Origin of the sequence: Bacillus sp. B4EP4a (assembly GCF_006680105.1) — a bacterium.
GTDB classification, from domain to species: domain Bacteria; phylum Bacillota; class Bacilli; order Bacillales; family DSM-1321; genus Peribacillus; species Peribacillus simplex_E.
Map to the genome: position 1 here is coordinate 1 of NZ_VHIK01000092.1, position 13,642 is coordinate 13,642.

Genomic DNA, 13,642 nt, shown 5'->3' on the forward strand with positions numbered 1-13,642 from the left:
TTCACGTTCACTTGCTTTCTTCCCCACGTTAAAGCATCCGCTTCACTCGCGATGAATACATCGATTCTGTTTCCTTTGATGGCGCCGCCCGTGTCTGCAGCGATTGCTCGTCCATAGCCTTCGACTTCAACGATGGAGCCTAGCGGAATAACGTTCGGATCGACTGCTATCAGTTTGGCATCATCATATTTTTTTAGGTCAACGCCCATTCTTGTAGTGCCTGAGCATCCCTCGCAGCTCGCTGTATATGCTGTACTTGTTACCGTTATTTCTTTAACGGCAGAGCTTGCTAAACTTGCTCTTTCTTTTAATTTACTGAAGGTCCGAGCACCGGCTATTCCATCAGCGGATAATCCCTTTTGCTTTTGAAAGTTGATGACGGCTTGCTTTGTACCTGTTCCATAAATGCCATCGATCGTTGATGTGTAAACGTCCCAGGCCTTCAATAATCTTTGCAGTTCAGCTACAGGTCTTCCCATATCCCCGCTTTTTAGTACCTGTATTTTCTGATTCGTTTGTGTTCCTGCTATTCCATCGACTTTCAGTCCTGATTTTTCCTGATATTTCTTTACGGATTCTTTTGTAATCGGTCCGTAGTAACCTGTTGCTTCGTGATAGGGAAAAACCCCTTTTGTCAGTAATAATTCTTGTAAGTCTTTAACATCACTATTACTCATTCCAAATGAAAGTGTGCGATCCAAAGCAGCGGCTTCGCCTTTTGTTGGCATACAAACTCCTAGAATGAATACAGAAGCCGTTAGGATCGTTAATAAAATTTTCTTCATGTTTATCCTCCTCGTTGTTTCCTGCAATTAAACCATTCGTTAAACTATCACTCTTTTAGGCGCAGTTAAGGAAAAACACCGCGAAGGCACTAAGTAATTGTTAAAACATGTAACATATAAAAAAGAAATGAGGCGGACATCGGGTTACCATATCCTTAGTGATTAACTAAATATGGAAAATTATCGAGCTTCCCGTGGAACGAACGGAACCGTTTGGTTGAACAAGGGAATTCATTCATGTACGTTTATGTTAATAGAAATTCCATTTCAAGGTTAAAGGAGGAAATCATTATGATTAAAGCAGTTATTTTCGACTTTGATGGTTTAATTTTAGACACAGAAACGGCTTGGTATGAGGCTTATAAAGAAACGATGGCTTTTTATAAATCTGATTTGCCTCTCGAACATTTCGTAAAATGTATCGGAACGGATAATACTGAACTTAATCAGTACTTCAAGGGTCAGCTGGGGGAAAGTTGTAATATTGAAGAAATTGAATCCAGAGCAAAAAGCCTTCATGAAGTCAAAATGAAAACATCACAGGCACGTGAAGGTGTAAAGGATTATTTAGAAGAAGCAAAAAACAATGGATATAAAATCGCCCTCGCTTCAAGCTCGACAAAAGAGTGGGTCACTCATCATTTGGGGGAACTTGGACTGTTAAACTATTTTGAAGTTCTTATCACAGGGGATGATGTTGAAAAAGTAAAACCTGCGCCTGATTTGTATGTAAAGGCAATTGAAGTCCTGGGCATTCGGCCCACAGAAGCCGTAGCATTTGAAGATTCGTTAAATGGGCTTCAAGCGGCCCTGACTGCAGGATTAAAGTGTGTAATCGTTCCTAACCCCGTGACGGAAGCTTTAGTTTTTGAAAATCATCATTTACGCCTCCGATCAATGGGGGATAAGAGCTTGTCTGAAGTTATAAAACATATTGAGCAATAAGCGTTCGAACGAAATTATAGTATGATAAAGGAATGAAACCACGCCGAAGATGGCAGAGTCTTCGGTTTTTCCGGTTTTTAATGAATTGGTGGGGAGGGTGACATTATGGAATTGCAAACCAATGACAAAGGAATCCGGCTGCGGGAGGTCAAGGAGAGTGATCTTCCTATCTTTTTCGAGCAGCAACTAGATCCTGCCGCAAACTATATGGCTGCTTTCACATCCAAGGATCCATCAGACAAAGTGGCTTTTTTGACACACTGGAAGAATATCTTATCGAACCGGGATATTCAAAAAATGACCATAATCCACAACGGATGTGCAGCGGGCAGCATTCTCAAGTTTGAACAGTTCGGTAACCCTGAAGTTAGTTATTGGATCGGGAAGCAATATTGGGGTAAAGGAATTGCTACAGAAGCACTGCTCAATTTCTTGCCGAAAATCAAAGTCCGCCCTCTTTATGCTCGCGCAGCCAAGGATAATCTCGCATCCATCAGGGTGCTGGAAAAATGCGGATTTGAAAGATTCGATGAAGACAAAGGATATTCCCATGCAAGAGGGGAAGAGGTTGAAGAATTCATTTTGAAACTTGAATCAGGAAACCCCAGTTAAGATAAGAATATAACAATATCGTTTAACCTATGAGGAAACGGGTGACATACAATGGGATATAAGATTTTTTCCATCATTTTTATTTTATGCGGTCTTTTTGTAATGTGGTTCGCCATTTTTGGCAAAAAGAAAGAGATCAAAGAGTTCGGCTCCGGAATACCAGCGAATTTCATCGATGTAATTTTAATGATGATATATAGGCTTTTACCATCAATTGTTAGCAAAATCCTTCTTTTTGCATTGGGGCTGGCCATTTCCATCGGCTTTACTTATATATTGCTTAACTTGTGATTATCCGTAAATTTTCCTGATTAGATAAAATAACCCTGAAACTTTATTCAAACAAAAACGTATTAAAAGATAAAGGTACATAGGAGTTGTTGCTGTTTAGAGGAAAAAAGTGATGGCAGTGTTTATGAAAATGGGAGCGGGAAGTTGACGCCGGCGGAAGGTTTTAATGAGAGTTTGATGTTATTGCGCAATAAGGATTGGACGGGAAATGATCATGGGGTAAAAGAACGATGAAATTCAAATCTATTGATTGCAGCGGTGCATTTTTTAAAATGGAAGAATATCAGTATAGTAATAATATGCAAAATATGGTAATGTAGGATTTGTGTGATTTTGGAAAAAATGAAAAAAGGAAGGTATTATATGTCTGAATCGGTTCTTAAGGTTCAATCCTTAACTAAAAAAATTGGAAAAGCAACCATTGTGGACAATGTTAGCTTTGAAATAAAAAGTAATGAAATATTTGGTTTGCTTGGTCCGAATGGGGCTGGTAAGACCACTATCATCCGTATGATCACAGGTCTCATTAATCGTACGGGCGGTACTGTCATGATCAATGGCAGTGACCTCGATAATGATTTCGAAGGCGCGATGAACCAATTGGGGGCCATTGTTGAAAACCCGGAGTTTTATAAGTACATGACAGGCAGAAAGAATATCCTGCATTATGCCCGAATGTCATCCAATGACATATCCAATGAGAGAATAGAAGAGGTCATCAAGCTTGTCAAACTGGATCATGCCATCGATAAGAAGGTTAAAACCTATTCATTAGGAATGCGTCAGCGCCTTGGCGTGGCACAGGCCATTTTACATAAACCGTCGTTATTGATTTTTGATGAACCGACGAATGGCTTGGATCCACAAGGGATTCGCGAGTTTCGTGATTATTTGAAAGTACTTGCGAGTGAAGGCGTCGGGATATTGATTTCATCACATTTACTATCGGAAATGCAATTGATGTGTGATAGTTTTGCCGTTATCGAAAAGGGAAAACTGATACATACGAAAGAACATATTTTAGATGAAAAAGCCGAAACGATCAATGAAGTTTCATTCACTGTCAGTGATGGGAAGCTAGCTAATAAAATCCTTCAAGAACAGTCTGTGGATATTACGATTCTGAAATATGATGCGAAGACAATCTCCGTATCGGCAACTCGAGAACAAACGGCCAAAATTAATAGGAGTTTTATTGAAAATCAACTCGATGTCTATGAAATTGGCATTACTAGAAAATCACTGGAAGATAAATTCTTTGAAATCACTGAGCAGGAAATGAGGGAGTCTGTATGATGTCCTTAGTAAAAAATGAATGGATGAAAATCTTCTCAAAAGTATCAACTTATATATTCATCGCTTTTCTTTTATTGGCAGCATTAGGGGCTGCAGTCATCGATTATAAACTAAGTCCCGAAGAATCGGGTAAAGATTGGAAGCAAGAATTAAAGGCAGATATACAAGAACAGGAAAAGGCTTTGGAAGCTAAGGAAATCAGTGAAGATGAAAAAGCCGCGATCATGGATGAAATCAATCTCAACAAGCAACTGTTGGCTGATAATATAAACCCTGACTTGAACACGAATTGGACCTATATGGCGGAATGGACTACATCATTAACATCATTTGTCACTTTATTCGTCGTTATTGTTTGCAGCTCGCTCGTTTCCTCGGAATTTTCGGACGGCACCATTAAACAACTGTTGATCAGGCCTTATAAACGTTGGAAGATCCTACTTTCCAAATATATTACTTCCTTGTTATTTGCAGCGTTATTACTTGCGAGCCTACTTATATTCAGTTATCTAATCGGAATCATATTCTTTGGCAATGGCTCGTATTCAGACAAAATCATGGATCCCGCATCTTTCGGTGAATTCAGTCCGGTGGTGGTCGGCGAATATTTCGTGGACATGATCGTTTACTGGATACCAGGATTCCTGGTCATCACGACCATCGCTTTCATGCTAAGCACATTATTTAAAAACCAAGCACTTGCAGTAGGTATATCCATTTTCATCCTATTTGCTTCCTCGACATTAAATATGGTCATTCAATCATTCATCGGCAAATACGAGTGGTTAAAATTCGTTCTATTCCCCCACCTTGATTTAAGGGGCTATATTTCCGGAACCATGGAAATGTTCGATGGAGCTACACTTGGATTTTCAATGAGTGTACTCGGCATCTATTACCTTATCTTTTTAGCGCTAACTTTCTTCTTCTTCCAGAAAAAAGATATCACTAATTAAACAGTCAATTACCGGAAAAACCGAAATCAGTAGCTGATTTCGGTTTTTCTTATGCAATATAGAATGCATGAGCCAGTTGCTGCTGGATAAAGTGAAACCTTTATCCAAATTTATCCGTATAAGATAATATGAGGATATTTAGTAGGACATAGGGGTGTGAAATGAAAAAAAATAGGGTTCTGTTAATAGGGCTTATAGGATTCTCTTTATTTCTAACCGGCATGATCAGTTCACAATGGACAATTGTTGGCGTAGTGATCGGGATAGGCGGAGGACTCATAATGGGGATCAGTTCCTACCTGTTCGCTAGTTAGCAGCTCCATTTACAGAATAGTCGACCCACGGAAATAATCCGATAGAGATGGAGTAGATTCAAAGATGGGAAAAATGCATAATAAACGAAAGTTAATAATTGTACTTATTATTATTGGAACAGCATTAGGTTTCTATGTGTACTCGGCATTCTCTGAAAAATTGACAAAATCAACAGATTTGTCCGATGAATCTATCGGGGGATTTAAGGTTTTGGATAACATATCGAGTCCAGAATTTATTAGGGAATATGGAGAACCCATCGATCAAGATAATAATAATGCATATGATTATTATTATTGGAAAGGCGGGTTAAAAACGGCCTCTATCAATACAGACGAGGATAAAGGGAAAATTAAGCGGTTAATCATTTTAAGTACGGACGACGATCTATTTGAAAACTCCCTACAAACAAGCAAAGGTATTAAATTAGGAAGTAAGAAAGCGGACGTTCTTTCGAAGTATGGAGATCATTATTATAAAAGTTATGAACAGGGAGCGGATATTATCGGCTACATTGACCATAAACAGAATATTACTTTAGAATTTTGGTGTGTTCAGGGTGGAAGGGTTGCTGAAATACGATTGGATGATGCAGAGGTCATTTAATGTTTTTTCTCGAGTGTCCTCGATTAATAGGTTTGACTGTTTAAGAAAGCGATGCGATAAAGAGTAGATTAGAGGAATTAATTTCCACTTTTTTATAAGTTCTGAAACCATTCATTACTTTATCCGTATATTTAATTATGTACGGCGCTGGACCGGTATTTATATATAGATTGGGAGATGAAGGATCATGAACGAAAAGGGTTGCATGAAATGCGGAAGCAATGATGCTGCTAAGAAGGACGTAGCCATGACAGGAACAGGATTGTCAAAAATGTTCGATGTCCAGAATAATCAATTTACGGTTGTGTATTGCAAGAATTGCGGTTATTCGGAGTTTTATAATAAGCAATCATCTGCAGGCAGTAATCTGCTGGATCTATTCTTCGGATGACCACTGCACGAAAAGAATCCCCTTTTTCAAAGGGGATTCTTGTTTTTTTCATAAAGTCAGCTCATTACCCAGTGAAATGGTCTTGAACGACTTTTGAAAATTCCTTTGCGACGGGTGAAAGGTCTTTAGACGACTTCATGACCAATCCAATCTCCCGGGTAAGTTCCGGATTCAAGGGCAGGCTTTTGATCTGTTCGGGCTTTTCCGGTAATGCAAGGTCGGGCATTATCGTGATGCCTAATTTTCCTGCTACCATTGAGAGCACCGTTTGATTGTCTTTAATGTCGTATGAAATGTTTGGTTTTAGCTTGGCTTCAAGGAATCTATCTTCTATGAGTGTTTCACAGCCGGATCGCAGCATGATGAATGGTTCATCAACGAAGTCCTCTAGGTTTATTACGGTTTTTCCTGAAAGTGAATGGCCTTCGTACACGACAGCTGATAAAGGATCTGTTAGCAGATGGATGAATTCCACGTTCTTCACTGGTTTAGCTGCAAAGCCGATATCCACTGTTCCTTCTTCGATCCATTTTAAGATTTCCTCATATCCACCTTCATGAATCAGCAATTCGATATTAGGGTATTTTTCTTTAAAGGCAGAGAATAGCTGCGGTATGAATCTGGCAGTGAAGCTTGGAAAACTGCCAATCGTTATTTTCCCGATTTCCATTCCATTCACAGCTGCAATTTTTTGTTCGATATGTGCGAGGTTGGCAGCGATGGCCCGCATATGTGGAATTACCTGCTCTCCCGCAGTCGTGAGTGTTACACCTTTTCGGTCACGCTTTAATAAAGTCACACCAAGTTCCGCTTCAAGCGCTGTAATGTTATGGCTCACACCTGATTGAGTCAGTCCGATCCGGTCTCCCGCTTTCGTAAAACTTCCGTGTTCAACAACATGTAAAAATACTTCCAACTGGAAAAAATTCATATGCCCCACACCTTTCTTGTAAATAAATTATACATGAGAATCTCTAATCCAAGTTATGAAAAACATTCATTTTACTTATGATGTGGCCGAGAATACAATAAGATTACAAAAATAAAATACGAATGGGTGATGGAAAAATGATGAAACGGAAATACGAGCGAATTTTTTCACCATACACGCTTTCTAATGGAACGGTTCTTAAAAACAGGATTGTAGTTGCGCCTATGACCACTTATTCTGGTCGAGAGGATGGCTTGGTTTCTGAGCAGGAATTGGCTTACTATAAAAGAAGGGCAGATGGACCTGCCATGTTCATTACTGCCGCTGCCGCCATTTCCCCTGTTGCTACAAGCTTTCCCCGGCAAATGAAAGTATATGATGAACAAAGCATCGCAGGACTCACACAGCTTTCAAAAACAATCAAATCAAAAGGTGCAAAAGCCATTCTCCAGCTTCATCATGGCGGAAGCGAGAGCCTTCCAAGCTGTACAGGCGGAGAAAAAATGGTTAGTCCGAGTGGCATCATCGCAAGCGTTTATAAAGAAATGGGCGGGGAATACATTCCTAGGACAATGAGCCACACTGAGATTCTATCCACTATTCAAGACTTTGGAAGAGCCACCCGCCATGCCATTCGTTCAGGATTCGATGGCGTCGAAATCCATGGAGCGAATGGATATCTCCTTCAGCAGTTTTTCTCACCACACTCTAACAGACGGAGAGATCATTGGGGCGGGAATTTGGAGAAAAGAATGCATTTTCCACTTGCCGTCATCGCGGAGGTGAAGCGGATCCGTGACCTATACGCAGACAAGGAATTCATTATTGGGTATCGCTTCTCCCCCGAAGAACCGGAAGAAGGCGGATTGAAAATGGATGACACAGCTGCATTGGTGGATAAATTGGCAAGTCAAGAGCTTTCCTATATACATCTTTCTGTTAAAAATGTCTGGTCCATCCCCAGAAGCGGATTGAACATGGGGTTAACAAGGACCGAAATCATCCGTGATATCATCGCTGGCAGGACCAGTTTCATATCACTTGGATCGATTCATACTCCTGAGGAAGCAAATGCTGTGCTTGAGAAAAATATACCGCTTTTCGCATTAGGAAGAGAATTACTGATGGAACCGGACTGGGCCGCCAAAATAAAAGAGGGCAGGGAAGACGAGATCATGACGACATTGCCGCGCGATAGCAGGTGCACATTAATGATTCCAGATCAAATGTGGGCGAATATCATCACACGTGACGGCATGCCTGAGAAATGTTAGTATGAATGTAAAAAATGGGAATTTCTTGAGGGGAAATTAAATGAATAAAATAGCACTTCTTCAACTGTCTCTAGCCATGGCGATCTTTGGTTCTGTCGGTTTCTTTTCAGAACTATCAGGACTTCCGGCATTGGAACTGGTATTTGTTCGCTGCATCTGTGCTGCCATTTTCTTATGTGCAGCATGGATGATTACAGGACATTTCAAGAACGAAATATGGAATTCCAGAGAGGTAATGCTCATCATTTTTTGCGCAGTGACCAACTTGTTAAACTGGATATTCCTTTTTAAATCTTTCGAACTGATATCCGTGACAATAGCCATTTCGCTCTATCATTTAGCCCCGATCATTGTACTCATTATCGGGAGCTTCATCTTCAGGGAGAAAATGAGTTTATTCTCCATCCTTGCCATTTCACTTTGCTTCATTGGCACATTATTCATTATGGGAACAGATGGATTTCGATCATCAACCCCTGAATGGGAAGGGATCATTTATGGGATCATTGCTGCATTTTTCTATGCGGCAACGATGCTTTTAGGAAAGAGCATTTCAAAGACAAGTGTATACGCGACAACTTTTCTGCAAATGTTCATTGGATTTCTATTACTGATTCCTTTTGTCGATTTTTCAGTCTACACAACGCTAAAATCTTCCGAATGGTTTTATACTGTACTTACCGGCATCATCCATACAGGCGTCGTGTATCTTCTGTTTTTTAATAGTATCCGCCACTTGCCTACAAATGTAGTATCTTTCATGATTTTTGTCGATCCGGCAGTGGCCATCCTTTTGGATATTCTGCTTTCAGGATTTCAACCGGACAGGATTCAAATCTTGGGTATTTCATTGATATTTATTGGGGTGCTATATTCACTTAAGACGACAAGACCGACTGAAAAGGATGTCATGCAAAAAAGGCCGCACACAATGTGAGGCCTTTTTTCTTTATGGTTTTTCTATCAATCTATTGATTAAAATGATATACATCCCAAATGTCGGGGGTTTCTGATCCAAGGTACCAAGCAGATACACCGCCTAGATGATTTTGTTTTACCAGGTCAATACGGAGCTTCATCGATTTTTTATCTTCTATCCATATTTGATGCTTTTCCCCTTTGGAAGTATACTCCACGTAATTTTGTTGAGTCTTTTTATCCCATACCTTCTTAAGTTTATGAGATGAAATGATTTTGTTGACTTCAGCCATGGTACGATCATGGCTTTTCACTTTTTTGGTCGATAAATCGGTTACCCATTCTCTCGTATAAAATGGTACAGCCAATATGATCTTATGGGCGGGTACTTCTTTCATTAAAAGCTTAGTTCCTTCTTTGATCCAAGGTAACGAGGAAACGGACCCGGCTACTGGGCTCCCTCCCCAATGCTCGTCATAACCCATTATGATGATGTAGTCTGCTATTTTGCCAAGTGCTTTCCTATCCAGACTTTTTGACCAAAAAGGGTCTTCATTTTCTCGGGTGACATCCACGGATACTTTAATTCCATGCGGTTTTAGTGCCTTTTTCAGTTCGCCTATGAAAAGTACAAAGTCCTTCTTGTTTTTTGGATCGATGTTTTCAAAATCTACATTTATTCCATCACTTTTAGTTTTAACAAGTGAATCACGTAAAGTTGAAACTAATTTCTGGCGTTTTTTTGTATTGCCTAGTACAGAACCAGTTAAAACAGGGTCAAATTGATTTCCGATAAGCTGCCACACTTGTTTTCCTTGTTTATGGGCGTTTTGGACGAATTTTGCATCCGCAGAAACGGAAACGAAATTACCGGAATCCTTCAGCGTATAGGAACGGGGAGATACTACATTTAAATTAGGTTGTTTAATTTGTTGGGTGTAGTTTTCTTTCGATCCATTATGCGTCCAGCTCATGACGATAGGTTTTTGCGTCTTTTTTTGAAGCTGGGATGTCTTTATCCATCCCTTTTTACCATCAAGCAATTGAACTTGGTAGTAATAATCCGGTATCTTCAATTTTTGGCCAACTTTAAGGGTAACCGTATGTAAGTTGTTTAATTTCGTCAAATCACTTGTGGTTACCTTATATTTAGTAGAAATCTTCCACAATGTATCTCCTGATACAACCTTATGGATCTTATATTTCTGGGGAATCTTCAGGTTTTGGCCAACATTTATTTCGGTCGAAGTTAATTTATTTTCTTTTTGTAACTCACTTACTGAAACACCATATTGATTTGCTACTTTCCATAATGTGTTTCCAGCCTTTACTTTATGGATAATAGGCCCCGCGGAATCCCCAACGGAAGAAGAAATGACGGGAAACTCCTCGCCCTTTTTTAAGGGCTTTAATTGAGTGGAACCTAATTTAGGAGAACTAAAAACTTTTGTATTGTCCACTTTAACAGAACCTATGTAAAGGGTTTTGTTTGATGAATTACCATTGGTTGGAAAGAGACATGCACAAAGAAGGCTTAATATAATAAAACATCCAAAGAATTTTTTCACAATTATTTTATTCCCCTTTGTAAAATTTAACTTTACCAGTTTACTATGGAGAATCGTCATAAAATAGAGGTACATTGTGGAAAGGCCCTATATAGAAGAAAATAGGGAATCTAATTACGATTCTGTTTGTAGTTCCACTCTAGGGTAGATCGAATTATTTTTGCTTACTGCTGGGAATGTAAGCCTGATATTGACAGTCCCGTTCTTAAAGTAAGGCTACCTGTTATTTCAAGATAACGAAATCCTAAACATATGAACAGGTTAATCAGTTTTTTCTGGTTGGCCTTTTTTACGCTTGCCGTTGGAAATGACTTGTACATGACATTTGTCATCTTCTAGTCATGACACCTGGTACTAATAATTTCAGGTTGATTTCTTTATAATATGAAATAACGACAAATAAAAGGAAGTGCAATTAAATAATGACCTTGCAAAATACAAAAAACTTGAAAAAACAAATTGCTCCTTTTGAACAATCAACGACAAAGCAAAGTATATGGCAGATCGTCAATACCTTGGGGCCGTTCATTATTTTATGGTACCTAGCATATATAAGTCTTTCCGTTTCTTATTGGTTAACTTTAATTCCAGCTGTGATTGCTGCTGGCTTCTTGACAAGAATATTCATTATTTTCCATGATTGTACGCATCATTCATTTTTCAAAAGCCGCCGTGCGAATAGAGCAGTCGGTACGATCATGGGTGTTTTGACTTTATTCCCGTTTGATCAGTGGGGGCATGAGCATTCTGTGCATCACGCAACAAGCGGTAATTTGGATAAGCGGGGTACAGGAGATATTTGGACCCTTACGGTAGATGAATATTTGGCTGCACCGCTTAAACTTCGTTTTGCCTATCGTTTTTATCGCAATCCATTGGTTATGTTTGGTTTGGGACCAATTTATGTTTTCCTTCTTAAAAACAGATTTAACCGTAAAGGTGCTAGAAAGAAGGAAAAAATGAATACGTATTTGACGAATGTAATAATCGTCGCTTTAGTGGCATTGCTTTGCCTGGCAGTAGGCTGGCAGTCGTTCCTTCTGGTACAAGGTTCCATTTTCATGATTTCTGGTTCAGTGGGCATTTGGCTGTTTTACGTCCAGCACACATTTGAGGACTCTTATTTTGAAGAAAATGAGGAGTGGGAATATGTATTAGCAGCAGTGGAGGGAAGTTCTTTTTATAAGCTTCCAAAACTGATGCAGTTCCTTACTGGTAATATCGGTTACCATCATGTTCACCATTTAAGTCCAAGGGTACCTAACTATAAATTGGAAATGGCTCACAATAATACGCAGCCTTTAAAGAACGTTCCAACGATTACTCTTGCGACAAGCTTGCGCTCACTCCGTTTCCGTTTATGGGATGAGGAATCCAAGAATTTTGTTGGTTTTAAAGACATAAAATATTTAACGAAAAAAAGCGTTTCCGCTCAAGTAAAATCTGAACTGTAACGTTCATGTATCATTTCAGACTCCCTTATTAATCCTTGGATTTTGGGGAGTCTTTGTTTCATATAAGGAACTCGATAAAGGAGAGAACTTAAAATGATTCGAATTGTCATTGCAGAGAATCAGCAAATGCTGTTAGAGGCAATAAGTTCTCTACTCAATCTTGAAGAAGATATAGAAATTGTCGGGCAAGCCAGTAATGGAGAAGAAGCGATGGCCCTTGTACACCAATTACAGCCTGATGTGTGTATCATGGATATGGAGATGCCTGTAATGAACGGACTTGAGGCAGCAGAAGCATTAAAGTCATTTGAATGCAAAGTGGTCATTTTAACGACATTTCGAAGGACTGGTTATTTTCAACTCGCATTAAAAGCTAATGTAAGTGGTTATTTATTGAAGGATAGCCCGGGTGAAGAGTTAGCCTGCTCGATTCGCGGCATAATGGACGGCAAGCGAATATACTCCCCAGAACTTATAGATGAGTCTCCCAGCAATAATGGCCGGGAAATGGGAGTGTTAGGGCTGTTAGCCGATGGTCAATCCAAAATGGAAGCGTCTAATAAGCAAAGCGACACAATAGGGACCGTAAGGAAATATTTTTCGACCATCAAGGATAAAATGAAGTTACCGGCTGGTTAGGATTTGTTTCCTAAATCCTGTTGACACGTTTTTTAAAATTGTGTACGATGGATTAAATTATAATATTGAAAATTCTGTGATGAAGAGAGTAGTTCATTTCGAAATGGAAAGCGAGTTAGGGATGGTGGGAGCCTAATGCAGGACGGATGAATGAAGCGCACTTTGGAGAAATTTCTTGAAACGTTTAGTAGGGAACATCGGGGAGTCACCTCGTTAACAATGGAAAGTGGTCACAATTTGTGGCAACTAGAGTGGTACCAAGGGAATTCATGCTCTCGTCTCTTATTTAGAGGCGGGGGCTTTTTTGTTTAGGAGGGAAAATGTCGATGAATAAACCAATTGCAGAATTGATTTCAACTGCTTTGAACAATGAAATGCCAGCAAGTGAAATAGAAAAATTAATGGAAAAGCCTAAATTGATGGAGTTAGGTGATGTCGCCTTTCCGTGTTTTACTCTTGCAAAAAAATTCAAAAAATCGCCTCAAGTGATTGCATCTGAAATAGCCCAACAATTAAACAGTGATTTGATCCAAGAAGTAAACGTTGTGGGTGGTTATCTGAATATTTTCGTCAATCAACAGATGGTGACGGAAAACGCGCTGCAAACGATATTAAGGGAAAAGGATCAGTATGGTTCACTGCAGCCTGTACAGGAAAATGT

Annotated in this window: 15 protein-coding genes, 1 pseudogene and 1 other annotated feature; of the genes and pseudogenes, 13 read left to right on the forward strand and 3 right to left on the reverse strand. The window is 39.5% G+C overall.

Going from position 1 to position 13,642, the window contains the following annotated elements; all coding sequences use genetic code 11:
* Positions 1-785, reverse strand: a 785-nt coding sequence (locus FNK51_RS26065) for a peptidoglycan-binding protein (RefSeq protein WP_141995219.1), incomplete at its 3' end; no start/stop codon positions are given.
* Positions 786-1,076: 291 nt separating this feature from the next.
* On the opposite strand from FNK51_RS26065, the gene FNK51_RS26070 reads away from it, so the two are divergent.
* From FNK51_RS26070 to FNK51_RS26100, 8 genes are all read left to right on the forward strand, one after another.
* Entirely contained in the window at positions 1,077-1,730 is a 654-nt protein-coding gene (locus tag FNK51_RS26070; protein ID WP_141995220.1) for an HAD family hydrolase, read from the forward strand.
* Positions 1,731-1,835: 105 nt separating this feature from the next.
* On the forward strand, positions 1,836-2,342 hold the full coding sequence (locus FNK51_RS26075; RefSeq protein ID WP_141995221.1) for a GNAT family N-acetyltransferase: 507 nt from the start codon (positions 1,836-1,838) through the stop codon (positions 2,340-2,342).
* A 51-nt stretch (positions 2,343-2,393) separates the two neighbouring features.
* On the forward strand, positions 2,394-2,633 hold the full coding sequence (locus FNK51_RS26080; protein WP_141995222.1) for a hypothetical protein: 240 nt from the start codon (positions 2,394-2,396) through the stop codon (positions 2,631-2,633).
* 363 nt (positions 2,634-2,996) lie between these two features.
* Complete coding sequence (locus FNK51_RS26085; protein WP_141995223.1) at positions 2,997-3,929, forward strand: ABC transporter ATP-binding protein; 933 nt, start codon at positions 2,997-2,999, stop codon at positions 3,927-3,929.
* Complete coding sequence (locus FNK51_RS26090) at positions 3,929-4,885, forward strand: ABC transporter permease (protein WP_179891188.1); 957 nt, start codon at positions 3,929-3,931, stop codon at positions 4,883-4,885. The genes FNK51_RS26085 and FNK51_RS26090 overlap by 1 nt, the downstream gene beginning before the upstream one ends.
* A gap of 161 nt (positions 4,886-5,046) precedes the next feature.
* Positions 5,047-5,199, forward strand: a complete 153-nt coding sequence (locus FNK51_RS26855; RefSeq protein WP_181762357.1) for a hypothetical protein — start codon at positions 5,047-5,049, stop codon at positions 5,197-5,199.
* 64 nt (positions 5,200-5,263) lie between these two features.
* Positions 5,264-5,806, forward strand: coding sequence for a hypothetical protein (locus tag FNK51_RS26095; protein ID WP_286178900.1), 543 nt, complete (start codon positions 5,264-5,266; stop codon positions 5,804-5,806).
* Positions 5,807-5,993: 187 nt separating this feature from the next.
* Complete coding sequence (locus tag FNK51_RS26100) at positions 5,994-6,197, forward strand: zinc ribbon domain-containing protein (RefSeq protein WP_098373407.1); 204 nt, start codon at positions 5,994-5,996, stop codon at positions 6,195-6,197.
* Between the two features lie 64 nt (positions 6,198-6,261).
* Here FNK51_RS26100 and FNK51_RS26105 read toward each other — a convergent pair whose 3' ends face one another.
* Positions 6,262-7,128, reverse strand: coding sequence for a LysR family transcriptional regulator (locus FNK51_RS26105; protein WP_141995224.1), 867 nt, complete (start codon positions 7,126-7,128; stop codon positions 6,262-6,264).
* Between the two features lie 137 nt (positions 7,129-7,265).
* Between FNK51_RS26105 and FNK51_RS26110 the strand changes: the two genes are divergently transcribed.
* Positions 7,266-8,402: an NADH-dependent flavin oxidoreductase gene (locus tag FNK51_RS26110; RefSeq protein WP_141995225.1), complete on the forward strand. Its 1,137-nt coding sequence runs from the start codon at positions 7,266-7,268 to the stop codon at positions 8,400-8,402.
* Positions 8,403-8,442: 40 nt separating this feature from the next.
* A complete protein-coding gene (locus FNK51_RS26115; RefSeq protein ID WP_141995226.1) occupies positions 8,443-9,339 on the forward strand; it encodes a DMT family transporter in 897 nt (298 codons plus the stop codon).
* 31 nt (positions 9,340-9,370) lie between these two features.
* Here FNK51_RS26115 and FNK51_RS26120 read toward each other — a convergent pair whose 3' ends face one another.
* A complete protein-coding gene (locus FNK51_RS26120) occupies positions 9,371-10,780 on the reverse strand; it encodes a LysM peptidoglycan-binding domain-containing protein (RefSeq protein ID WP_286178901.1) in 1,410 nt (469 codons plus the stop codon).
* 530 nt (positions 10,781-11,310) lie between these two features.
* On the opposite strand from FNK51_RS26120, the gene desA reads away from it, so the two are divergent.
* From desA to FNK51_RS26135, 3 genes and pseudogenes are all read left to right on the forward strand, one after another.
* The gene (gene desA / locus FNK51_RS26125; RefSeq protein ID WP_141995227.1) at positions 11,311-12,342 is read left to right on the forward strand and encodes a Delta(5) desaturase DesA; all 1,032 of its coding nucleotides are present in this window, start codon (positions 11,311-11,313) and stop codon (positions 12,340-12,342) included.
* 93 nt (positions 12,343-12,435) lie between these two features.
* On the forward strand, positions 12,436-12,981 hold the full coding sequence (locus tag FNK51_RS26130; RefSeq protein ID WP_141995228.1) for a response regulator: 546 nt from the start codon (positions 12,436-12,438) through the stop codon (positions 12,979-12,981).
* A gap of 67 nt (positions 12,982-13,048) precedes the next feature.
* Positions 13,049-13,267 (forward strand) — a binding site (T-box leader).
* Between the two features lie 40 nt (positions 13,268-13,307).
* Positions 13,308-13,642, forward strand: a pseudogene (locus FNK51_RS26135) (arginine--tRNA ligase); the annotation flags it as partial.

Excerpts from the sequence above, each read along its gene's own strand:
- FNK51_RS26070 (WP_141995220.1), top strand. The coding sequence starts at position 1,077 with ATGATTAAAGCAGTTATTTTCGACTTTGATGGTTTAATTTTAGACACA.
- FNK51_RS26075 (WP_141995221.1), top strand. The coding sequence starts at position 1,836 with ATGGAATTGCAAACCAATGACAAAGGAATCCGGCTGCGGGAGGTCAAG.
- FNK51_RS26080 (WP_141995222.1), top strand. The coding sequence starts at position 2,394 with ATGGGATATAAGATTTTTTCCATCATTTTTATTTTATGCGGTCTTTTT.
- FNK51_RS26085 (WP_141995223.1), top strand. The coding sequence starts at position 2,997 with ATGTCTGAATCGGTTCTTAAGGTTCAATCCTTAACTAAAAAAATTGGA.
- FNK51_RS26090 (WP_179891188.1), top strand. The coding sequence starts at position 3,929 with ATGTCCTTAGTAAAAAATGAATGGATGAAAATCTTCTCAAAAGTATCA.
- FNK51_RS26855 (WP_181762357.1), top strand. The coding sequence starts at position 5,047 with ATGAAAAAAAATAGGGTTCTGTTAATAGGGCTTATAGGATTCTCTTTA.
- FNK51_RS26095 (WP_286178900.1), top strand. The coding sequence starts at position 5,264 with ATGGGAAAAATGCATAATAAACGAAAGTTAATAATTGTACTTATTATT.
- FNK51_RS26100 (WP_098373407.1), top strand. The coding sequence starts at position 5,994 with ATGAACGAAAAGGGTTGCATGAAATGCGGAAGCAATGATGCTGCTAAG.
- FNK51_RS26105 (WP_141995224.1), bottom strand. The coding sequence starts at position 7,128 with ATGAATTTTTTCCAGTTGGAAGTATTTTTACATGTTGTTGAACACGGA.
- FNK51_RS26110 (WP_141995225.1), top strand. The coding sequence starts at position 7,266 with ATGATGAAACGGAAATACGAGCGAATTTTTTCACCATACACGCTTTCT.
- FNK51_RS26115 (WP_141995226.1), top strand. The coding sequence starts at position 8,443 with ATGAATAAAATAGCACTTCTTCAACTGTCTCTAGCCATGGCGATCTTT.
- desA (WP_141995227.1), top strand. The coding sequence starts at position 11,311 with ATGACCTTGCAAAATACAAAAAACTTGAAAAAACAAATTGCTCCTTTT.
- FNK51_RS26130 (WP_141995228.1), top strand. The coding sequence starts at position 12,436 with ATGATTCGAATTGTCATTGCAGAGAATCAGCAAATGCTGTTAGAGGCA.